This window comes from Pirellulales bacterium (genome assembly GCA_019636335.1).
Lineage (GTDB): Bacteria > Planctomycetota > Planctomycetia > Pirellulales > JAEUIK01 > JAHBXR01.
The window spans coordinates 61,352-82,871 of the sequence record JAHBXR010000022.1; the positions used below are offsets into that span (position 1 = coordinate 61,352).

The 21,520-nt window shown below is 64.6% G+C and carries 16 protein-coding genes and 1 tRNA gene; 5 read left to right on the forward strand and 12 right to left on the reverse strand.

The genetic code is table 11. The annotated features are described in order from the left end of the window. Positions 1-74 precede the first annotated feature (74 nt). The 9 genes from KF708_19325 to def form a co-directional block, all read right to left on the reverse strand. On the reverse strand, positions 75-2,969 hold the full coding sequence (locus tag KF708_19325) for a hypothetical protein (GenBank protein ID MBX3414845.1): 2,895 nt from the start codon (positions 2,967-2,969) through the stop codon (positions 75-77). 4 nt (positions 2,970-2,973) lie between these two features. Next, positions 2,974-4,632 carry a terpene cyclase/mutase family protein gene (locus KF708_19330; GenBank protein MBX3414846.1) on the reverse strand — a complete coding sequence of 553 codons (1,659 nt, stop codon included), beginning with the start codon at positions 4,630-4,632 and terminating at the stop codon, positions 2,974-2,976. A 23-nt stretch (positions 4,633-4,655) separates the two neighbouring features. Beyond that, a complete protein-coding gene (locus KF708_19335; protein MBX3414847.1) occupies positions 4,656-5,741 on the reverse strand; it encodes a hypothetical protein in 1,086 nt (361 codons plus the stop codon). Positions 5,742-5,793: 52 nt separating this feature from the next. Further along, positions 5,794-6,312 (reverse strand): biopolymer transporter ExbD, encoded by a 519-nt coding sequence (locus KF708_19340; GenBank protein MBX3414848.1) that lies wholly within the window; start codon positions 6,310-6,312, stop codon positions 5,794-5,796. A gap of 1 nt (position 6,313) precedes the next feature. Then, entirely contained in the window at positions 6,314-6,778 is a 465-nt protein-coding gene (locus KF708_19345) for a biopolymer transporter ExbD (protein MBX3414849.1), read from the reverse strand. 11 nt (positions 6,779-6,789) lie between these two features. After that, on the reverse strand, positions 6,790-7,581 hold the full coding sequence (locus KF708_19350; protein ID MBX3414850.1) for a MotA/TolQ/ExbB proton channel family protein: 792 nt from the start codon (positions 7,579-7,581) through the stop codon (positions 6,790-6,792). A 609-nt stretch (positions 7,582-8,190) separates the two neighbouring features. After that, positions 8,191-8,275, reverse strand: a tRNA-Leu gene (locus KF708_19355). Between the two features lie 105 nt (positions 8,276-8,380). Continuing rightward, positions 8,381-9,337: a methionyl-tRNA formyltransferase gene (gene fmt / locus KF708_19360; protein MBX3414851.1), complete on the reverse strand. Its 957-nt coding sequence runs from the start codon at positions 9,335-9,337 to the stop codon at positions 8,381-8,383. A gap of 10 nt (positions 9,338-9,347) precedes the next feature. Beyond that, on the reverse strand, positions 9,348-10,103 hold the full coding sequence (gene def, locus KF708_19365) for a peptide deformylase (GenBank protein ID MBX3414852.1): 756 nt from the start codon (positions 10,101-10,103) through the stop codon (positions 9,348-9,350). A gap of 113 nt (positions 10,104-10,216) precedes the next feature. Between def and KF708_19370 the strand changes: the two genes are divergently transcribed. The 3 genes from KF708_19370 to KF708_19380 are packed head-to-tail and all read left to right on the forward strand — an operon-like array spanning position 10,217 to position 14,883. Further along, positions 10,217-11,209: a hypothetical protein gene (locus KF708_19370; protein MBX3414853.1), complete on the forward strand. Its 993-nt coding sequence runs from the start codon at positions 10,217-10,219 to the stop codon at positions 11,207-11,209. Positions 11,210-11,226: 17 nt separating this feature from the next. Then, positions 11,227-12,303, forward strand: a complete 1,077-nt coding sequence (locus KF708_19375) for a hypothetical protein (protein MBX3414854.1) — start codon at positions 11,227-11,229, stop codon at positions 12,301-12,303. Positions 12,304-12,318: 15 nt separating this feature from the next. Continuing rightward, a complete protein-coding gene (locus tag KF708_19380) occupies positions 12,319-14,883 on the forward strand; it encodes a hypothetical protein (GenBank protein MBX3414855.1) in 2,565 nt (854 codons plus the stop codon). A gap of 39 nt (positions 14,884-14,922) precedes the next feature. Here KF708_19380 and KF708_19385 read toward each other — a convergent pair whose 3' ends face one another. Together KF708_19385 and KF708_19390 are read right to left on the reverse strand one after the other, a co-directional pair. Further along, on the reverse strand, positions 14,923-15,300 hold the full coding sequence (locus KF708_19385) for a hypothetical protein (GenBank protein ID MBX3414856.1): 378 nt from the start codon (positions 15,298-15,300) through the stop codon (positions 14,923-14,925). Between the two features lie 69 nt (positions 15,301-15,369). Beyond that, positions 15,370-15,825, reverse strand: coding sequence for a hypothetical protein (locus KF708_19390; GenBank protein MBX3414857.1), 456 nt, complete (start codon positions 15,823-15,825; stop codon positions 15,370-15,372). A gap of 747 nt (positions 15,826-16,572) precedes the next feature. Here KF708_19390 and KF708_19395 point away from each other — a divergent pair. Continuing rightward, a complete protein-coding gene (locus tag KF708_19395) occupies positions 16,573-18,579 on the forward strand; it encodes a DNA topoisomerase VI subunit B (GenBank protein ID MBX3414858.1) in 2,007 nt (668 codons plus the stop codon). Positions 18,580-18,749: 170 nt separating this feature from the next. Beyond that, positions 18,750-19,919 (forward strand): DNA topoisomerase IV subunit A, encoded by a 1,170-nt coding sequence (locus KF708_19400; GenBank protein ID MBX3414859.1) that lies wholly within the window; start codon positions 18,750-18,752, stop codon positions 19,917-19,919. A gap of 9 nt (positions 19,920-19,928) precedes the next feature. On the opposite strand, the gene KF708_19405 is transcribed toward KF708_19400, so the two are convergent. Further along, positions 19,929-21,425, reverse strand: a complete 1,497-nt coding sequence (locus tag KF708_19405; protein MBX3414860.1) for a DUF1501 domain-containing protein — start codon at positions 21,423-21,425, stop codon at positions 19,929-19,931. Positions 21,426-21,520: the final 95 nt, after the last annotated feature.

The following is a 21,520-nucleotide window of genomic DNA, read 5'->3' on the forward strand; positions in this document are numbered from 1 at the left end:
CGGCCCTGTGCGCGCAGCTCGAGCGGCAGGATAACGTGGAAGAATACGCGATCGTTCGAGAATAGTGGCCGGGCCTACTTGCCCGGCGTGATGCGATCGCGCGAGATGTCGTCGAGCAACTTCTTGTACTGCGCGACCATCGCCGGTCCCGAGAGCTTGGGGGACAGGATCAGCGTGGCGTCGAGCAGCTTGCGGGCCTGCGCCAGATCGTCGGGCGACTTCTTGACAATCGCCTGTCGGCGGAGGCACAAGGCCACGCTATAGACCGCCTCGAAATACTCCGCGGGTCGAGGCGTTTGCTTGCCGAGCGCGACTCGGATGTCGTTCCATTGCTTGAGCGCGGCGTCGACCTGACTCAGGTCGGTGCGGCTCCAGGCCTCGAGAATTCTGCCGCGTTCGAGTGCGATGGCCAGCGAACGCGGGTGTTCCTTGAGTAGGATATCGGTTTCGGCGATGGCGCGCGAGTATTCTCCGCGTTCGCGCAAGAGCTGAACGAGCCGCGTTCGTGCGCGGGCCAGTTGCTGCGCCGATTGCGCGGCAAACGCTGGATCGGTTTGCGCGGCGTCGATCAAGGCCTTGTACAGCTCGGCCGCCTGGTCGTGCGCGCCACGAAACATGCACAAATCGCCGAGCAACAGTTGCTCTTGCGGTCCCAGGTGTTCTCGCGCCGCCAGACTATTGATCATTTCGTCGACTTGCGAATTGGCGGCGGGCAGGTCACGGGGGGCAGTGCGTCCAGACGCGGTGTCCTCGTCCGCCGATTTGTCGGCGAGTAGATCGCGCACCGACATCCGCAGCATGTCGAGCACGATGCGATTGAACTCGGCCGTGTCGGGCGTGACTTGCTCGAGAGCAAACACGATCGCGCGAGCCTCGTCGTATTGCCCCAACACGACATGCGCACGAACGGCGGCGTGCATGCCGCGCAGCAGCGTGTGGTCGATGTCCGACGAGTTGGCCGACATTCCGCCCGAGACCACCGGCGCGAGCCATTCGAGGGCCGCGACGGCGTCGCGCTGCGCGAGACAGACTTCGGCCAGCAGGGGACGCGCATCGCGCGGCTCGACGATACTGGCTGGATCTCCCTCGACCGGAATCGCGTTCGTGAGGCAGACCTTGGCACGTTCCACCAGGCGTTGCTTTTCGTCTGCGGGGGGGGCGTCAGAGTCTTTTTCGGACGACGCTGCCGCCTGCCGCCACAACAGCTTGCCCGCCTGATATTGGGCTTGGCGAAAGCGCGATGAATTCTTGGCGATCGACTCGAAGCGTTGCAGTGCGCTGTCTTGCTGGCCGAGGACGGCTTCGGCCAGGCCCAGCGCGATCTGGGCATCGTCTGCTTCGACCCGTTCGGGCCAACGCGAGCGAATCTGCTCGGCCAGCCGCACCAGCCGAGCGTGGATCTCGGGTTGCTCTTCGGCCGCGGCATTCGATAGCAAGCGGGCCGCGGCATTCGTGCCAATCGCGGCGATGGCTGGCGCGGAAGAGGTATCGGCGGCCTGGTCGAGAACCTGTTCGGCGAGCGTCACCGCCGCCAGGAGTTCTCCTTGTCCAGCAAGCCACCGTGTGCGGCGCAGTTGCAGACGCGAGAGGTTTTCGCGCGTGTCGGCCAGCTTCTGTCCGGTGCCGAGCTTTTCTTGTGCCGCCAGGGCATCGGCCAGATGTTTCTCGGCCTCGAGCCACATCAAGTTGCGCTCTTCTTCCGCGGCCAGGGCGAGCAACTCTTCGATTTCCTGCGCCGGTTCGAGCGCGTCGTTGTCCACCTTTCGTTCGATGCGCAACAGTTGCAGCGCCTCGAGCTGCTGGGAACCCGGGGCCTGGGCGATGTTCGCCAGGTACACGAGCGCCGATTTGCGCGCCGTACGCCGCCGGGGACCAAGCTCCAGTTCGGCCGCGGCCAGCTTGGCCTTGGCCAGTTCGAGCGAGATGGCGTGAAAGCCGGGGGCTTCCGGACGCTTCTCGCGCGCGTCGAGCCAGCTCGTGGCTTCGGTCAAGATCTCCGGATTGCGGTTCTGCTTGCGCAACAGTTGCAGGCGCAGCAAGGTGACTTCGGCAAAGAAGGCGGCTTCGCGGCGATTTTGCGGCTCTTCGTCCGGCTCGGGGGCGAAACTCAGGGTTTCGTCGAGCATCTCGAGTGCGTTTTCATTGTCGCCCGCTTCGGCCAGGGCGCGGCCCTGCCAATACTGCGCGACGATGCCGGCCGATTCGCCGCGGCATTCGGCGGCGATCGTTGCCAGTTGCAGGGCGACGGCCAGGAATCCCGCCTGACGGGCCGTCATCGGCACCTTGGCCGGGGCCTCTTCCTCGCTCTCCGCCGGCGCTGGTTGCGGTGGCGCCGTGCCAGGCGAGTCAGACAGCATGCTCGCCAGCCAGTATTCGATCAGCGCGAGCTTCGTGCGTGCCTCGCCCCAGACTCGCCGCATGGGGGCATCGGGCGTGGGGGGGGCGTTCTCGGCGTCCAGGCTCATGCCGAGTGCCTGTTCGAAGTATTGTCGTGCGCCGGCAAAAGTCTTCGTCGCTCGATCGTAGGCGGCCTGCTTGCTGGCAGGCTCCGTGGCGCGATCTCCCACGCGCAGGTGCGCAATCGCGCGTTCGAGCAGGTAGTCCCCCTGCTCGACGACCGCCAGCGGCACGGCGGGATGGTTGGGATGCTCGCGATTGAATTTTTCGCGATACTGCTTCGCTTCGGCCTGCCACTGGGTGGCCAGGGCCGCCGTCGCCGCCTCGCGCGCGGCCAGTTGCAGGCTCTCGGCCATCTCGAGATCCCACATCTCGCGCAGCTCGTCCGGCAGGTCGGACTTGTCCGCGATCGAACGCAGATAGTCGACCGCTTGTTCGCCGTAGCCCCGCTGTTGCAGCCCCTGCAGAAACTCGGCGTAGGGCTCGCGCGCCAGAGATGTACGCGGAGCGCTGGCAACGGTCGCCAGACAAATACAAGCGACCCAGCGAATGCGAACCGAGAGCAGCATCATCAAGCTATTGGGGGGGCGCGGCGCTGCCGGGCCGATTGGCGGATTCGTTCTCGACCTTGGCCGGTACGTCTCCAGCCAATTGGTCCTTCTCCGAGATCTTGTAGATCGGTAAATAGCGATAGTAGATCTCGAGCGTCAGGCACGAGAGGCTCGTCACCATCAACCGGCCACCCTGTCGGCCCCAGCGATCGAGTTCGGGAGCGATGGGATCCCAACTCCCAGCCTCGCACCCTTCTTTTTCCTGCGTGTCGATCAACAAGCGGCGCATCTTGCGATTCCACTGTTCCCATTTGGGGCCGGGCTGGTTGTGCATCACCTGCGAGGCGTAATACCAGTAGTAGATGTTGCGATCTTTGAGCTCGGGCAAGTGCGACATGAGCACGTCCGTGCCTTCGATCATCGCCGGATCGCCGCGACGCGCTCCCATATACTGCCGGCACAACAGTCCGACCGAGGTCAGGGGCACCGTCTCCTGCCCCCCCGGCTGATACGAGAACTGCCCGCCGTATTCGCCGTAGCTGGCAGCGTCGAGAAATCGGCGCGCGCCGTCGAACGTGTGGACATTGACCTCGAGGCCAGCCATCTGCGCGCTCTTCAGCGCCATCACCTGCCAGCCGACCACCGACGTATCACCCGGATCGCCCGGGTGATAACGCCAGCCGCCGTCGCGCGTGCTCTGCGCTTGCTCGATGAACCGGATGGCCGCCTGCGCCGGCTCCTTGAGCCAGCTATCTTGCGTCATGCCGAATGCTTCGCAGAGCGTGATCGTGGCCAGGCCGTGGCTGTACAACTGGTGCGGGATGTTACCGGCCAGGTCGCCATTAGGGAGCTGCTGCTTGACAAGCCAGTGCAATCCACGCGAGATGTGCTTCTGGTAGGGGCCCTTCGATTGATGCGTCTGCCCCGCGGCCAGAAATGGCAGTAGCGCGAGCGAAGTGGCGGCGACGTCGCTTTGCTGGGTCAAGCCCGGGCCGTTGCAGTGGCCGTGCTTGCAGCGTTCGCCAAAGTTCTGGATCGACCAGCTTCCGTTCGTGTTCTGGTGCAAGGCGAACCAATTGAGCGCGGCGGCGACGGCGCGCTCCGAGGCCTTGGTAGCACCGGCCAGGATCTTATCGCGATGGCCGCTCCCTCGCCCGCCAAACGCGTGCCCTGAGCCCCCCGTGCCAGGGTTTTCTCCCGTGCCGATCCCGATGCCGACACCGCCGTCACCATCAAGCACCGGGCCAGGCTGATCGCGGAACAGTTCCATGCCCGCGCCGCCGAGATTCAAGTCGTCGGCTTCCATCGGGCGGCCCCCTCCCGACTCTTCGAAGATGTCGGAAGCGTCGTTGTACTGTTCATCTTGTTCGAGGGGCTTCGCCTCGAACTCCGTGAGCGATTCGGTGCTGAGCTCGGTCGGATCGAGCGGCGTGTTGCCAACCTCGAACTTCTGCAACTCGATATCGGGTTGCGCGGCGGCCTCGTCGAGCATCTCGAACTGTTCGATCTCGGGCTTCGATATCTCGTTGATCGAGCCGACGATGATGCCGACCAAAGTCAGCAGCGTCAGGTGCCCCGTCAGGCTGGCCAACCACCACCGTCCGGTCGTCTCCGCCCACGCGCGCAGCACTAGCCAGCGTTCGGCCAGCGAGACTTCTTGCAGTGAGCGAAGGAAACGGCGCACGGTTTAGTTCTTCAAAGGGTGTATCAACGATCAGCGTACGGCGGCGCATTGCCGTCATGGGGACTGAGCCACCAATAGTCGTCGCGATTCGGTCCATGATCGCGGTCGTCGTCGGTGTTGTCGGTGTTGTGCAAATCGAGTTCAGGTTCGGCCAGCGGCGACTCCGGCGCCAGCGTGGCTCCCTGCGAGCGTCTCCGCAGACTGCGAAAGGCGGTCAGGCTTCCCATGCACGCGGCAAAGACCGCGATCACCGCCGCGACGCCCAGCAAGACCAGCGCCCAGCGTTCGTTCTTCGATACCGCCACCGGTGTGCGGCGCTCGGGAATCACGCGGCCAATCAACAGCGGCGCGACGAGCGGAGTCGCTCCCGGTTTTGCCTGGGCCGGTTGGTAACCCTGCAATTTGAAAAAGTATCCCACCGCCGTGACGTCCGCGTCGATCTGATCTCCCACCTTGACGCCGGGGGGCAACTCGGGCGTGAGCACGACATACAGCCAGCCTCGCGAATCGCTCGGCCAACCCCATAGTTCGTATACTTCTCGATCGTGCAGCGGATTGTTCTCGGGCAACTCGTACCGCAAGGCACGCCGCACGCGCAGCTTCACCTCGACCAGTTCGGCGCGATGTTTGGCCGGATGATGCACCAGATCGTGGAATGTCTCTTGCCTGGCCGCGGCCAGCAGCTCCTTGTCGCTTTGCGCCTCGCTCCATTCGAGCAGGCGGTAGTACGCGGGCATCTCGATCGGATGGATCGACGTCGTGCGGTCCTCGACCGTCTCGAGCTCGTCGCGCAGATCGGCCCAATCGTCGGCGTTGGGTGCGCCGGCCGGCGTGACGTCGGTCGCGGGGGCGCGCTCTGCCTGCGGTTCGTGTGCCGTTGCTTCGGCCAACTCGGGCGAGGCGGCTTGCTCGTCCGTCAATCCAGCCGGAGGAGCAGACGCGGGGATGGAAGGCGCGGCGGCCGGCGGCGTCTTGGCCACGGGGGGCAGTTCGGCCTGTTGGCTGTCGTCTTGCATCCCGCGCGTCGACCAGACGATCAGTCCGACGATGACGAGCGTACTGAGGAATCGCCACGGCAGGCGCGTACCGCGAGCGGGCGTCGTGCTCAAGCGGCTAGTGCGTCGTCGACGAGTCATGGCAATGCAGCGAAGGAGTAAGGAACTACGGTCCGCCCTCGAAGTCCTCGGAGACTTCGACAAAGCTCAGCTTGCCCAGCCGTTCTCCCGACGGCAATTTGACCCGCGTGCAGACATCGAGCAGCCGCATCAAGTGGTCGTAGCGCAAGCCCGATCCCACCTGCAGCAGCACACGATCGAACGGGGTCGCGGGATCGGAGAAGATGTTCTGGAGTTGCGATTCGAGATACGGCAAGCTGGTCGTGGGTTCGCCTTCGCCGATGCGCAAGTCGGCAATGCCCCCCTCGGCGTTCGAGAGCGCGGTCACGACGACCGTCTCGATCCCCTGCACGGGGCTGTCGTTCTGGGCCTCGTTGCCGGCGGCCACGGCCTCGGCGATGCGCGTTACCGGCTCGGGCAGAGGCATCCGCAGCGCGATGTGACCTTCGGCCGGCGCCGGACGAAACGTGAGAATAAAAAAGGCGAGCAACTGAAACGCCATATCGAGCATCGCGGCGAGGTTCAGCTCGACGTCGCCTTGCATGTGTCGCTTGCGCCGCGCCATGCTAGGTCTCCTGTTCGCTATTCGCGACGCGATAGTGGAACTTGCGGAAGCCGTTCGCCTGGCACGCGCGCACGACGCGATTCAACATGTGGAACGGCGTGGCACGATCGGCCCGCACGACGATCGTGTTTGGCAGATCGTCTCCGGCTTTCAATTGGGGGGCGGTCGATTTAGCGCGGTTCAAGGCCGACTGCGCTTCGGAGGCGATGTACTGCTCGACGTCCTGACGTTTTTCTCCGAAGACGCGCAACGCACCTTCGGAATCGACGTTCAGCACCAGCAAATCGCCCATGCCGGTCGTGTCGACTGGCTGCGCTGACCCGATCACCGGCAACTTCAAGCTCACATCCAGCGACGCGGCCTTGAAGCTCGTCACCAGCATGAAGAAGGTGATGAGCTGAAAGACCATGTCGAGGATGGGCGTGAGATTCGGTTCGTACCGTTCATCGGCCGCCGCACCACTCATGGCTCTGCTCCTTAGGTTGCTTCCGCCGGGGCACGGGGAGGTCGATCGGGTTTCGAGCGGCTGGCCTGGTAAATCTTGCGCAGCATCTGATCTCCTTTGAACGACGTCGAGGCGGAGATCGCGGCCACGCGGTTGCGGAACATGGAGAAGAAGTAGATGGCCGGCACCGAGAGCGCCACGCCTTCGAACGTGAGCAGCAGCGCTTCGGAAATACCGCTGGCCACCTCGCTCGGATTGAGCTCGACGCTCGACATGGCGATCACGCTGAAGCTGGCGATCATCCCCTTGAGCGTGCCCAAGAGTCCGATCATCGGCCCGAGCGTACCGATCACCGCCAACACGCCGATCTTCTTTTCGAGCACGAGGGTCTCGGCCTCGGCCGCACGATCCATCACCTCGCGGGCCTCGGTGAGACCTTGGGGCATCTCGGGAATGGCCGCTGACACGATGTTGCCGAAAAAGGTCTCGCTTTCTTTCAGCCGCTGATAGGCGCCGCGAAAGTCACGCTTATGGATCAGCTCGTCCGTCTCGCGCAGCAGGTCTGGCGGCGCGGCGGTCTGTTCGCGGATCTCGACGAAGAGCATGCAGACCTTGGCGACGAAATAGATCGAGAGCACGAGGAGAAACGCCCCGATCAGGCCCGAGCAGCGTGCGACCCACACGAGGAAGTTTTCTCCCTCGGCCACCGCTGCTTCGCCTTCGGCGCCCCAGGCGATCGACGTCCAGGCGCAGGTGGCCAGCGTCAGCCCGACCAGCACGAGAACTACCTGCGGCTTGCGCAGGCCAAGCAATTGCGGTATCACGTTCCCTCCTCGAGAAGATTCAAACCAGGCGAACGACAACCGGCAGCCGCGTCACGCGAGAACGGTATTCATAACACGAAATGACGAGCAGATCGGCGAAATCGCATCGCGTAGCGCGTCCAGCGGGCAATTCCCGCTGGCGCGATCGAAAAGACTGGAACTGCAAATGGGTGGTGCAGGTTGGAGAACGTCTGGACCAAGACAAGCCCCGCGCCACGAGGCCGGAGTTGCCTGACCCTCATCGGGCGTGTCGAGGGAACGAATTCCGCTCGAACGACGCGCGCGGCCCGCCACGAAGCAACGTCTCCCACGGGGGACGAGCCACAGTGCCGCTGGTAAACCGCGTGACGCTCTTCTCTCTGCTCCACACGCGAATGACCGCCGGCAGGTGCCAACTGCTGCGGGCCCGGCGGCGGGGTGCCTCCAACCTCGCCCTGGGCTCCGCCGGTGGCAGCATGGCCAACCGACGGTAAAGTCGCGTGTCTTAAGCCCATAGATCGAGCATAGCTGCGGTCGGCTCGATGGGCAAGAAAACCGGACCACCGGCGCAGGCATTTGCCGGGCTATCCAACGGGGGGATCGCCGCCGGCCATCCCGCGAAAAGAAAGGTGCCGAAGAGAGGACTTGAACCTCCACGCCCTTTACGGGCACTAGGTCCTGAACCTAGCGCGTCTGCCAATTCCGCCACTTCGGCAAGTGTCGAAGAAATTATTTATAGGTCACGCGGTCGGGGGATTCAAGCCGCGCCATCTGCGGAAAAACACTGTTCGCACAGACCGCATAATCCCTGCGACTCGACTCACGGGGTCTCCGGCCCCAGCCGGTCGCCGGGCCCAATACGGTAGCCCCGGGCAAATTCGGCGGCCGGCAACATCCGCTTGCCCGCCGGTTGCAACTCGCGGATACGCAGCACTCCCGCGCCCGTGGCGACTTCCACGGCCTCGGTGTCGACCGCCAGCACCGTGCCGGGCGTTGCGGCCGAGCTTTCCGCCACGGCATCGCAACGCCCCACGATCAACCGCAGCGGGGAGCCCGACGCGCGGTGCCAGAAGGTGAAGTTCCGCGGCCAAGGTTCCAACGCCCGAACCTGATTCTTGATGGCGGGCGCCGGACGGCTCCAGTCGATGACGCTATCCGATTTGCGCAGACGACGCGCCTTGGTCGCCAGCGCTGGATCCTGCGGCAGGTTCGTTTCTTCGCCTCGCTGCAACTGATCGATCGTCTGGCAAACTAGCGGAGCGCCCAGGGCGGCCAGGCGCGCTTCGAGCTCGAACGAGGTCTCGTCCGGACCGATCGGTGTTTTCAACTGGGCCAGGCATGGCCCGGCGTCGAGCTGTGGCGTCATGTGAATGACGGTCACGCCGCTCTCCAGATCGCCGTGAAAGATGGCCCAGGCTACGGGCGCCGCGCCGCGATAACGGGGCAACAGCGAGCCGTGCAGGTTCACGCCCCCCAGGCGGGCCAGCGCCAAGGTCTCGCGCGCCAGGATCTGCCCGTAGTCGGCTACTACAAACAAGTCGGCGCGGTACCGCGCGAGCTCGGCTTGCGACTCGGGCGTGTTGATGCTCTCGGGATCGAAGATCGGCGTCTGGTGCTCGCGCGCGATGGGGCGCAGCGGGCTTTCGACCGGAGTCCCGCGCGCATGGGACGGACGCGGCGGTTGCGTCACGAGCGCCACCACTTCGTGGGACGTGTCGAACAGGGCACGAAACGTCGGCGCCGCGAACGGGCCGGTTCCCATCATCACCAATCGCATGAGCGTCTCGTCAGGTCCGGGCCTTCTCGAGTTCGCTGATCCGCGCGGCGATCTCTTCATCGCTCGGCTGCTCGCCGCGGTCCTGGCGGCTGCGGAAGTCGAGCTCGAACTCGGCCAGCGATTCGCTGAGCGCCATGCGGCCAGTCGGCGAGAGTCGATCGATAAACAACACGCCGTCCAGATGGTCGCACTCGTGCTGCACGATCCGCGCGAAGAAACCATCCAACTCGTACTTCACCTCTTCACCAGCCAGATTGTAGGCGTTGATCACCACCTGATCGGGACGCTTTACCATGGCGTACAACCCCGGCAGGCTGAGGCATCCCTCTTCTCCTTCGGCCATCCCCTTGCGCTCGAGGAAACGCGGATTGATGAACACGAACTCCGCTTCCTTGGCCGAGGGTTCTCCCTCGGGATTGGCCACGAACAGGCGATAGGGGAGATCGACCTGATTCGCCGCCAGACCGACGCCGCGGGCTTCGTACATCAGGTCGAACATCTCGGCCACGATCTGGCGCAGCTCGGCATCCACCACGCGCAGGTCCTTCGAGACGTGCCGCAAAGTTGGATGAGGGTATTGAATGATCCGCACGATCGAGCGCTCCGTCCGACGCGAGAGAAATTGGGGGTGCTGCCAATAGCCGACCAAGAGCGAGGATCTGGGCCGGACGATCGGCGTCTCTCCGCCCCGCTTCCCCCACTCGGTTGGCGTCCGGTGGTGTAAACCGTCAATATAGGGAAAGGGGTCGAAGTACGAAACGGGCATGGGCCGCTCGCGTTGACGCTCTTGCGAGGCCTTCCTAGAATTCCCGCGCCTTGCCTCGTCCGGCGGGGCTGTCCCTGTTCACCCGCGGCGCCACGCTCATGCCGAAAGCCCCCTTGAGATCGACTGGGCTGGGCAGTTTCTTCTGGCGACTCGCGGCGCCGGCCTGGCTGATCTCGATCGTCGTGCATGTGGGGCTCTTGGTGACGCTCGGCTTTATCGGCGCCGGGGGCTCACTGGGGCTCGGCCAAGGGGGGGGCGAGGTGCTCGAAGTCAGCTTCGAGCTGAGTGACGACGACGCGACTGGCGAATCGGCCCAGGAAGAGGTGTTCTTCGAGGGGAGCGACGAGCCCGTCACCCTGGCGACGTCGATCCCCGCGCCAGCGGCCACGACCGATACCTCGTTTCTCGACGATGCTCCGCCGGTCGATCCGACCGGAGTGCTGCCCGCCATGAATGCACCGGTGGGCGCCGCCGATACGGGGCTTTCTTCGGGACCAGTCGGGCAGGCAAAAGGTTCCGGCGCGCCCCGCGGGAACGTGGGAGATGGCAGCGCGCGGACCGGCATCTTCGGCGCCGAGGGAGAAGGTTTCAAGTTCGTTTACGTCTTCGATCGCTCGGGCAGCATGGGGGGCTCCGGGCGCAGCGCTCTCAACGCCGCCAAGGCCGAGTTGCTCGCCAGCCTCGAAGATCTCGGCGAGCTGCATCAGTTCCAGATCATCTTCTACAACCAGGAGCCGACGATTTTTCCTTTGGCCGGGCAGGAAGGACGGCTCGTCTTCGCCAATCAGGCGAATAAGCTACGCGCGGAACGATTCATTCAACAGATCACGGCCGACGGCGCCACCGCGCACGAAGATGCGCTCAAGGCGGCGCTGGCCTTGCGCCCCGATGTGATCTTCTTCCTCACCGATGCCGATGAACCGTCGCTCAGCCCGACGCAGATGAAACGGATCGAGAAACTGAATGGCGGCCGCACGGTGATCCACGTCGTCGAGTTTGGCATGGGGCCCTACCTCGGAATCGAGAACTTTCTCGTGCGACTGGCGCGCGAGAATCGCGGCGAGCACGCCTACGTCGACATCTCGAAACTGGGGCCCGTTCACTAGCGAGGGGAACTCGGCACGTGCCACGTAGGAACGACGTCCAGGCCCTGTTGCGCCGCGTGATCCGCGCCTCCGTCGTTTTGGGGGGCCTCTGCATGGCGAGCGCGGCTCGGGGCGAAGACATCATCCATGTGGCAGCCGAGCCTGGGAGCGATCAAGTCACGCGTCTGACCGGCGAGGTGGTCGACTTCACCGGGCGCGAACTGACCCTCGCGCGTCCGGGAGGACAGGAGCAGCGCTATCCCACGACGCGCATTGTCGAGGTCGAGACGGCGCGCTCGGCCGAGCAACTCGCCGCCATCCAACTCGCCGCACAGCACAAATACGACGAGGCCTTGCGCCAATTCGAGGCCGCCGCTGGCGTCGAGTCGCGTCCCTGGGTGCGACGCGAGATCCTGGCCGAGATGGTGTGGTGCCTGCGCGAGCTCGATCAACCGGCGCGGGCAGGAGACGCTTTTCTCGCGCTCGTGCAGAGCGATCCCGAAACGCAGTATTTCTCCTGCTTGCCGCTCGCCTGGGTCACCGCGCAGCTTTCGCCCGATCTCGAACGTCGAGCCAAGGCATGGATCGCCCACGGGAATTCGATCGCCACGCTCCTGGGCGCCAGCTATTTGTTGTCCACGCCGGAACGCGCGGCTGCGACCGAGCGGTTGAAGCAACTGATGCTTGACCGAGACACGCGAGTGCGCGCCATGGCCAGGGCCCAACTCTGGCGGACCGATTCCGCCAACATCAACGAGGAAGAACTGGCGGCGCGCTTGGGAGAGGTGGAAAAGATGCCGCCGGGAATGCGTGGCGGCCCGGCCCTGGTGCTCGGTCAAGCGCTTGCCGCGCGCCAGGACCACGATCGCGCAGCGCGGTGGTTGTTGCGCTTGCCACTGGTCGATGGACGTCCGCGCCGACTAGCGGCCCGTGCCCTGCACGAAGCGGCAGAGTCGCTCGAGCAGGTCGGCCGGCCGGCCGAGGCCCGCCTGCTGTATGATGAGCTCGTCGAGAAGTATGGCGCCACCCCCGAAGGACGCGATGCCCATACACGCCTCGAGGCTCGTGCCACACAGGCATCGAAGACCGGTTCGTTGCAACAGCCGGCTCCCTGATACGACGAGCAACGCATGGAAACTTCTCGAGCGAACCCCACGAGCAGGAGCAGCGGAATCCCCGCCGCGCTCTTCTCGCTACTGGTCGCCGCGTGTTGCCACACGTACGTGCTGGGGGCGGCTCCCAGCGAGGAAGAAACGTATCTCGCCGGGCTGCGCAGTCGCCAGCTCTTTCGCCTGGCCGAGGACTACTGCCGCGAGCAACTCGCCAGAGACGACCTGGCGCCCCGTCGCCGCGCGACCCTCGTCGTCGAACAATCGCGGAACCTGGTGCAGCAGGCCCTCGCCTCGCCCGATGCGTCGCGCCACGAGCTCTGGCAGCAAGCGGCATCCGTCGTCGATGATTTTGCCCGGCAGCATACCGACCACCCCTTTGTCATGCTGGCCGAGGTGCAAGGCGCCGAGTTGCGGCTCATCCAAGGCGAGGCGCTGGCCGAGTCGCTCGCGAAGAGTGGTCAGGACGATGCCACTCGCGAGTTGCCACGTCGCGAGCTGCGCGACGCGATCGAGCGGTTCGGCCGTCTGCAAATGCGTATCGCCGAGGCTCAACGGCGCTCGGGCGAGCGGCGTGGGCCGAACGCGCCAGACGCCTTGACCGCGAGAGAGCTGCGCTCGCTCGAACGTTACGTGCGGTTCGAACAGGCCCGGGCACACGTGCTTCAGGCGCAGACCTACGGACGAGAGACGCCCGACTGGACGAACTCGCTGGCACAGGCGTCGGAGCTGCTGGCGCCGCTCGCGCAGCTCGCCACCAGCGAGCCTCTGGGTTGGCGCAGCCGACTGATGCAGATCGAATGCCTGCGCCTGGCTGGCAATGCCGGTGAGTCGCGGCGCCGGCTTGCCCTGCTGCGCGACTTGCAGCCACCCGGCGATGTACAACTTCTGGCCCAGGCCGAGGAGCTTCGGCTGGCCATCTCGCAGCGCCGACTCGATGAGCTGGAAACGCTTCTTGCGGAGGTGCAGCCCGGTGCAGAAATATCCGGGCAGCTCGATCTGGCCCTGCTCGAGGCGTACTTGTTGCTCTGGCAAGATGCCAGCCGGCGTCGGCAAGAAGAACGCGCCGCGTCATGGCGCCAGCAGGCCGAAGAGGTGTTGGCACAATTCGAGGCCAAACACGGCGCATTCTGGAAACGACGCGCCGAAAGTGTGCTCGTCAACATGATCGGCGCTTCGCCCCAGGCCGCCGATCCTGCCGTGTTGGTGCGAGTGGCCGATGCGTTCTATAGCCAAGGTCGGCCCGACGATGCCATCACCACGTACGATCGAGTGCGCGAGGTGGCCGAGAAACGGGGGGATGCCAACCTGGCCTTCGAGGTGGCCTTCAAGGCGGCGGCGGTCGAACATGCCCGGGATGCGCACACGCCTGCCCGCGAGCGTTTCCGCGCCCTGGCGCTCGCGTATCCAAAACAGCCACGCGCGCCCGAAGCGCACGCGCTGGCGATCTTTCACGCGGCGCAGGTGTTGAAGCTGGCCGGACAGGATTCCGACGCATCGGCGCAGGCCCTGGATGTTTACCGAGCCTTGATCGAAGAGCATTTGGCGCATTGGCCCGCCTCGCCCACGGCGTCTGATGCGGCCTGGCGATTGGGCCGCCTGCACGAACATGCTCATGCCTGGCAAGCGGCGATTGCCGCCTATCGCATGGTGGCAAGTGGAAATACTCAGTATGCGGAAGCACTCCACGCGATCGGGCGCTGCTACACGCTCGAGATTGCCGAGTTGACCGAACGTGGAGAACCGAGCACAGCGCAGGCCACGGCGGCGGCCGACTTTTTTTCGACGGCCGCGCAGGAGAACGCCTCGCCGCGAAACGCTCCGTTCAGTCCCGCCCAGCGGGTGGCGGCGTTGTGGGCAGCTCGCTTCTGGATCGGACATCTGCAAAACCACTACGATCGCGCCGCGGCGTTGCTCAACGCGGCGGGCGCCGGGGGGGGCGTGCCGCTCGAATGGCGTAGCGAAGCGGTGCCCCTGTTGATCGTCGCCTTGGCGGCCCAGGGGCAAACTGCCGAGGCGCGGCGCCTGGTGGGGGAGGTGGGGGCTTCGTCGGCCAGCGAGACCTTGGCCATGCTCGAAGGACTGACTCGCATCGCGGGGAGCGCGTCGGCCGACACGGCCGCCGACATCGCCGCTGTCGAGATCGACGTGGTCCGTCAACTGCGTGGCCGGGCACAGCAACTCGATGCCACACAGTCGCGCCGGCTCGACCTGCTGCTGGCGGGCGCCCTGGCTCGCGGGGGGCGTGATGAGGAGGCCGGCACGCTCTACCGCGCGCTGGTCAAGGCACACCCCGACCACGGCGACGTGCAGGAGGACTTTGCGCGCTGGTTGGGCACGCTGGACGACGAGGAGTCGCTGCGCGAATCGCTCACACGTTGGAACGAGATCGAACGGCGTTCGCGCGCCGGCAGCGATCGCTGGTATCGTGCCAAGTATGCACAGGCCGAAGCGCTCCATCGCCTGGGCGATGACACGCTGGCCGTGCGCCTTATCAAGGTCACGCAGACGCTCTATCCCAGCCTGGGCGGTCCGGTGCTCAAGACACGCTTCGAAAAGCTGCTGGCCCAATGCCAGCAGCCCTGACGCGGCGTTGCTCGTGCGCGTTGCCGCACGGCACGTCCCTTACCACGGTGCGCGGATGTAATAGACGCCAAACTGGTTGGTGTCGCTCGGCCAGCGCGGCGTCGGATAGAAGGCGCCCGAGGGGCCATAGCCGCCGCCGGGATAGCCGGGCCGATATTGGTGATAGATGGGCGATATCCGCATGCTCGGCACGCCCCAACTGTAGTTGGTCTGCAAGCCGGCATTCGGCGGCACGACGAGGGCGACGGGCGAACCCCACATCGTCTCGTAGTAGTTGCCATGCCAGGGTCGCGTGGCCGCGCGCTGTCGCGCGATCGAGCCGATGTAGGTGTCCTCGATCGCCGAGGCGCGGTCTGCCAGCAGCAGGCCGCACGCCAGCGACAACAACAGCGCGGCGCCAAGAGAGAGGCGTTTCATCGTAGGCGGGTCCTCATCTCACGTCGCGAGACTCGACGGGGGTCGTCGGGGGATCTCAGCGACGGTCGGTTACCAATTGGTGACTTCGAAGTAGTCGTGTACGGGTAGGCGCTCGGCCCCAAACTTGCGCGCCAGATGGCCGCTCGAACGCGGGCTGGGCATGACCTGTTGCGGCTTGTGCCAGACCTGGTTGAACGGGTTGTAGCTCCAGCGAACCTTCGTGCAGGTCCAGCCGCCGTCGGGCATGTAGCCGTAGTAGCAGCGCGAGTGGGGCGTCATGAACTCGTGCGGCATCACGGGCTGGTAGGTGTAGTACACGTGGCCCACCCGCGCCGGGGTGGGGCGGGGCGAGATATACAACTGCGCGCCGGGGCCGCCATAGGGCGGGACGTAGTAGTTCGAAAAGATCGGCGGCGTCTGGGCCCGCGCTTCGCAGGTCGAAAACTCGACGGCAAGCGCCGCCAGGGCCAACGTCGGCAGCAAGGCCAGAATGCGGGACAAAGTGCGCAGCACGGAGCGCGACATGAGCAGATCCCTCCGGGAATGGGAGCGGCCCTTCCAGGGGCCAAGGTGCGGCCGGTCCAGCGCGGGAGCCAGAACCAAACCGTATGGGTCGAAGGCAGGAACGAGCGACGTTTCGCGGGAAAGAAACGCCGACCGGCGACGACCAGCCGCGGGAAGACTAGTCGCCCTATTGCAAATCTCGGCCTGGCGCGGTCGTAGTGATGAGTCTTTATCTGCCGGATGCACGGTCTGTGCGCGGCGTATCGAGCGCGCGGTTCCGCCGTCGGGCCTCCATCTCACTCGGAGGTGACGTGATCGTCATAATCGCTATAATTTGCCACGTCATGTGGGGCGTCGCATGTGGAGGGAGCCACGGGTGCGGCCAATCGGCCTGTACCCATCCGCCAAGGTAAACTTTTGACCGGCTCGCCGGCCCTGACGGTCTGGCGATAAACCATTTCGCGTAGTCGGCTTACGTCCCCCCCTGGGATGCAGGTGTTGCCGGCTCACGTCTCGCCCGTCGTAGGATGCACTGTGCGTCGTCGTATTTCGCCTTCTGCTCGCGTTCGTTCGTCGCAAAGTGTTGCCGGTTCACCCCGTCGCCGCCGCCGGGGGGGCGCCCAGGAACGTGGGCCTTCGCCCCGTCGTGCCTCGCGCAGCGCGGTGGCCGATGAAGCCGAGGAAGAAGGCGCCGAAGATCACGAGGCCGATGCGAGTAGCAACGGCCATGCCCCAGGAGGCAAACGCCGCCGGCAGACCGCCCAGTCGATGGCCGCCAGCCAGCGCGACATCTCGGTCTCGGAGTTCTTCGCCAAGAATCGCCACCTGCTCGGCTTCGACAATCCCCGCAAGGCCCTGCTCACCGCCATCAAAGAGGCGGTCGACAACGCGCTCGACGCCTGTGAAGAGGCGGGCATCCTGCCCGAGATCTGGGTCCACATTGTCGCGGGCACCGGCGAGAACCGCTTCAAGATCGGCGTGCAGGACAACGGGCCGGGCATTCTCAAGAAGCAGATCCCGCTCATCTTCGGCAAGCTGCTCTACGGGTCGAAGTTCCACCGCCTGCGGATGAGCCGCGGCCAGCAGGGGATCGGCATTAGCGCCGCCGGCATGTACGGGCTGCTCACCACCGGCAAGCCCGTGAAGATCATGTCGAAGACCTCGCCCCGCAAACCGGCGCACTACTACGAGATCGCCATCGACACGAAGAAGAACCAGCCCGAGATTCTGAATGGCAAGGGAGAAGGGGTCGACATCCCGCCCGGCGCCGCCGGCAATGCCGCCATCGAGAAGCACGGCATCGAATGGGTCGAGGTCGATCACGGCACGCGCGTCACCATCGAGCTCGAAGGGCGTTACCAGCGAGGGCGCGGCAGCGTCGACGAGTATCTCGAGCAGACGGCCATCGCCAATCCCCATGTCACGCTCCACTTCCAAGATCCCGAAGGGAACAAACGCGAGTTTGTCCGCGCAACCGATCAACTGCCGCGCGAGCCGAAGGAAATCAAGCCGCATCCCTATGGCGTCGAGTTGGGCATGCTCGTCACGATGCTCAAGGATGCCAAGGGGCAGACGCTGTCGAGCTTTCTATCGTCGTCGTTTTCTCGGGTGAGCTCGGGCGTCGCGCGCCGCATCTGTGAGGAAGCGAAGCTCAGCACGCGCGCCAGCACGACGCGCATCGGCCGGCAAGAGGCCGATCGGCTCTATCAGGCCATTCAGAAAACGAAGATTCCGGCCCCGACCAGCGACTGCATCTCGCCGATCGGCGAGCCGCTGCTCTTGCGCGGCTTGCGGCAAGTGGTGCCCGGCGAGTTCTACGTCGCCGCCACGCGCCCGCCGGCCGTGTATCGAGGTAATCCGTTCGTCATTGAAGTGGCGCTCGCCTACGGCGGCACTTCGGGGGCGCAACGCGTTTCGCTCGATCAACTGACCGAGATGCTCGCGGCGAGCGATGCACGCACCACGCGGCAGTTTCTGGCCAGTACGTTCCACGGCATCGGCATGGAGGTGGCGAGCAAGGTGCTGAAGGAGGCCGATCTCGGTCCTCGTTCGACGCCCAGCAAGCTCAAGACGAAAGAGATCGCCAGGCTGCACGAGGCACTGCAGAGCGTGAACCTCGACGAAGGTCAGTCGATGAACGTGCTGCGCTACGCCAATCGCGTACCGCTGCAGTTCCAGCCAGCCGCCTGCGCGATTACGCAATCGGTCATCGCCAACAACTGGCGCAGCTATGGACTGAGCCAGTCGCGTAGTTCGCTGCCGAGTGGGCCGGTGACGATCATGGTTCACATGGCCAGCGTGTGGGTTCCTTTCACGAGCGAATCGAAGGAAGCGGTCGCCTCCTATCCCGAGATTCAGCGCGAGCTGCGCCTGGGATTGCAAGCCGTGGGACGCAAGCTCGGCATGTACATGCGGCGCCGCTTGAAGGTCCGCCAGGAAGGAGAACGCCGCAACGTCTTCCTGCGCTACCTGGGCGAGGTGGCGACCGCCGTGAGCAGCATCAATCAGACCGACCCCAAGGCGCTCTACGACCAACTGCTCAAGGTGGCGCACTCGAAAACGGCCGAGGCCGACACGCAGCTCGATGACACCGGCAAGCCGATCATCGAGACCGAGGAAGACGATTTCGGCGAGAACGTGTTGATCGTCGATCCGTCGGAAGTCGCTCCCGTGGGAGTGACCAATACGCCGGCGAGTGCCGCGGCGACAACCTCCCCGCCGGAACCCAGCGAGAATGGCGAGGCCGCCCCGGCTCGTAAGCGTCGGAAGAAGTAATCAACTATCCCTCTCGCTTACGCTTCGGGTTGTGATGGAAAGGTGACCGACGCACCAACGACATCACAACCCGAAGCGTAAGCGAGGGGCCAAACACGACAGCCTGTCACCGAGCGGGCGGTTTCAATCAGAATCCGCAGCTCCAGGGACCGAGGAGTATCAGATCTAATATGGCCAAGCGTACGAATCGCAATGCCTCTGCTCCTGCCACGGGTTCGGCGACAAAACCGAAGAACGGGAAGCTCAATCCGCGCGATACGAAGACGCGGCAGGACATCACGCGTCTGGCCGACACCGTCGTGGCGGCGGCGGCCAAGAAAAAGGATCCCGCGGTCGATATCCCCACGCGCTCGCTCTCGAACGTCAGCTTCAACAAGCGCAAACGCTTCATCGAGTTGGGCAAGAACACGAACCGCCGGCACTTGTTCAATCTGTCGCAGGCCAAAAGCTACATGCAGACCATCCTCGTCGCCAGCGGCTGCAACCAGTTGATCGATCAGAGCAAGACGACCAGCATCCGAGGTCTCTACTACCTGCTGAAGCACACGATCGAAGGGACCAAGGAAGAGACGTTCGACGATCAATCCGATTGCGACCCGATCATCGAGGATCTGGAGGTGACGCTCAACGCCCTGCGCGAGGAACTGCACGTCTATGCCTCGAACCGCGGTGGGCTCGTCGGACCGATCACACTCATCGACAGCGGCGACGAGATCGACTGTGCCCGCATGGGCTCCGGAGGATATAACATTCCCTCGATCGTCGAACCCGAGGTGATTCAGTTCGTCAAATGCTCGGCCAAGTTCATCCTGCACGTCGAAAAGGACACGGTCTGGCGGCGCTTCAACGAGGACAAGTTCTGGCGCGAGCATAACTGTCTGCTCACGCACGGCGGTGGTCAGCCGCCTCGCGGTGTTCGACGATTGTTGAACCGGCTGCACAACGAGTTGAATCTGCCGGTCTATTGTCTTTTGGATAATGATCCCTGGGGCTACTACATCTACAGCGTGATCAAGCAGGGCTCGATCAATCTGGCGTTCGAGAGCCAGCGGATGGCCATTCCCGACGCCAAGTATCTCGGCCTGCGTAGCCGCGATTTCGAGCGTTGCAAGCTCTCGAACAGCGTGAAGATCAATCTCGACCAGAACGACATCAAGCGCGCCAAGCAGATCGCCAACTATCCCTGGTTCAAAGACAAGAAGCCGTGGCAGAAAGAGATCGAGCTGATGCTCTCGAACGGCTTCAAGCTCGAAGTCGAGTCGCTGATCTCGAAGGACATCAGCTACGTGACCGAAGAGTACACGCCCCAGCGACTGGCCGATGGCGACTGGCTCGATTGAGCGCCAGCCTTACGCCAGCATCTCGTGTACCACTTCGCCATCGACCAGCGGCAAGGGTCTTCCCAGACCATCGTGGATCAGCAGGCGGTGGTCGATGCCGAGCAGGTGATAGATCGTGGCGAGCAGGTCCTTCGGGCTGACGGGCCGGTCGGCGACTTCGCCCCCATGCTTATCCGACGCGCCCAAGACAAAGCCCTGCTTCACGCCGCCGCCGGCCACGAGCGTGGCGTAGACGCGCGACCAGTGATCGCGCCCGGCGACGCTGTTGATCTGCGGCGTGCGGCCATGTTCGCTCGTGCAGACAACGAGCGTGTCGTCGAGCAGGCCGCGCCGTTCGAGATCGAGGATCAACCCGTGCCAGGCCGTGTCGAAGCCCGGCGCGAGGGCCTCTTTCAGGCGGCGGTACTGATCGTAGTGCGTATCCCAGGCGTGGCCGGCCAGGCCGAACTCGTCCCACATCACGGTGACGACGCGGCTGCCGGCTTCGACCAGACGCCGCGCGGCGAGACACGATTGCCCGAACAGCGTATGGCCGTATTCCTCGCGCGTGCGCTCCGGCTCGAGCCGCAAATCGAGTGCGTTGCGCAGCTTGTCTGACTGCAAGAGCGAGAAGGCCATCTGCTGATAGCGATCCAATCGCGCGTCGCCAACCGCCCGTTCGAGTGTTGCACGGCCTGCGTCGATCTGTTCGAGCAGCGTGCGCCGGCCATCGAGCCGATCGAGCGTGATGCCCGGCTGCAGCGACGTGGCCGACGGCACGACGAAGTAACTGCCTGGTTCCAGGCCGACGTACGGCTCGGGATCGTTGAAGCGCAGGGCGCCCAGTTCCATCCGTGTCGAACGGTTGGCGGTGCCGACGTAGTTCGTCCAGACGGGGTTGTACTGCTCGCCCAGGAAGGCGGCGTAGGGGCCCGCCCGCGGTACTTCGCCCACGCGTTTGCTACTGAAGGGAAACGGCAGCGCGATATTCTGCGGCACGTCGAACGGCCGGCCGTCGCGCGGGCGGAGCGAATCGACGTATTCGATCACCGAGCCGACGAAGGGCCAGTGCTTCGGATCGCGCGGACTGATTTCCATGGCGACGTCGATCGTCGGCACGCCCGTCAGCGCATACGCCACGCCGTGGATGGGATAGGGGTGCGACATCGAGCGGATGACCGTCGTGCGATCCATCACCTTCGCCATCGATGGGTAGAGCTCGCACACGTCGCAACCCGGGAGCGTCGAAGGAATGCCCCCCAACTCGCCGCGGATCTCGATCGGCGCGTGGGGCTTGAGGTCGACCCATTCCAACTGGCAGGGCGATCCATAGAGATGGATCAGGATCAACGACTTCGCGCGGCCGAAGGAGCTCGGCCGAGGCGTCTCCGACGCGCGCGCCGCGTCCTCATAGCGCAACAGATCGGCGAGCGATAGTCCGGCCAGTCCCAAGCCGCCGGCACGCAGCATCTCGCGGCGCGAGAGCCGATCGCAGAGCGTGCGCTGTGAGCCAAGAACGCGGAGCATAGGCTGCTGCCTTCGCCAGGCGGGACATGAACCGGCCAAACGACGCCGGTTATCGTAACATATCGGAAGTCGCCACGAAAACTAAACTTTGACCG

Coding starts and splice junctions, on each gene's coding strand:
- KF708_19325 (MBX3414845.1), bottom strand. CDS start 2,969: ATGATGCTGCTCTCGGTTCGCATTCGCTGGGTCGCTTGTATTTGTCTG.
- KF708_19340 (MBX3414848.1), bottom strand. CDS start 6,312: ATGGCGCGGCGCAAGCGACACATGCAAGGCGACGTCGAGCTGAACCTC.
- KF708_19345 (MBX3414849.1), bottom strand. CDS start 6,778: ATGAGTGGTGCGGCGGCCGATGAACGGTACGAACCGAATCTCACGCCC.
- fmt (MBX3414851.1), bottom strand. CDS start 9,337: ATGCGATTGGTGATGATGGGAACCGGCCCGTTCGCGGCGCCGACGTTT.
- def (MBX3414852.1), bottom strand. CDS start 10,103: ATGCCCGTTTCGTACTTCGACCCCTTTCCCTATATTGACGGTTTACAC.
- KF708_19380 (MBX3414855.1), top strand. CDS start 12,319: ATGGAAACTTCTCGAGCGAACCCCACGAGCAGGAGCAGCGGAATCCCC.
- KF708_19385 (MBX3414856.1), bottom strand. CDS start 15,300: ATGAAACGCCTCTCTCTTGGCGCCGCGCTGTTGTTGTCGCTGGCGTGC.
- KF708_19390 (MBX3414857.1), bottom strand. CDS start 15,825: ATGTCGCGCTCCGTGCTGCGCACTTTGTCCCGCATTCTGGCCTTGCTG.
- KF708_19395 (MBX3414858.1), top strand. CDS start 16,573: ATGGCCGCCAGCCAGCGCGACATCTCGGTCTCGGAGTTCTTCGCCAAG.
- KF708_19400 (MBX3414859.1), top strand. CDS start 18,750: ATGGCCAAGCGTACGAATCGCAATGCCTCTGCTCCTGCCACGGGTTCG.
- KF708_19405 (MBX3414860.1), bottom strand. CDS start 21,425: ATGCTCCGCGTTCTTGGCTCACAGCGCACGCTCTGCGATCGGCTCTCG.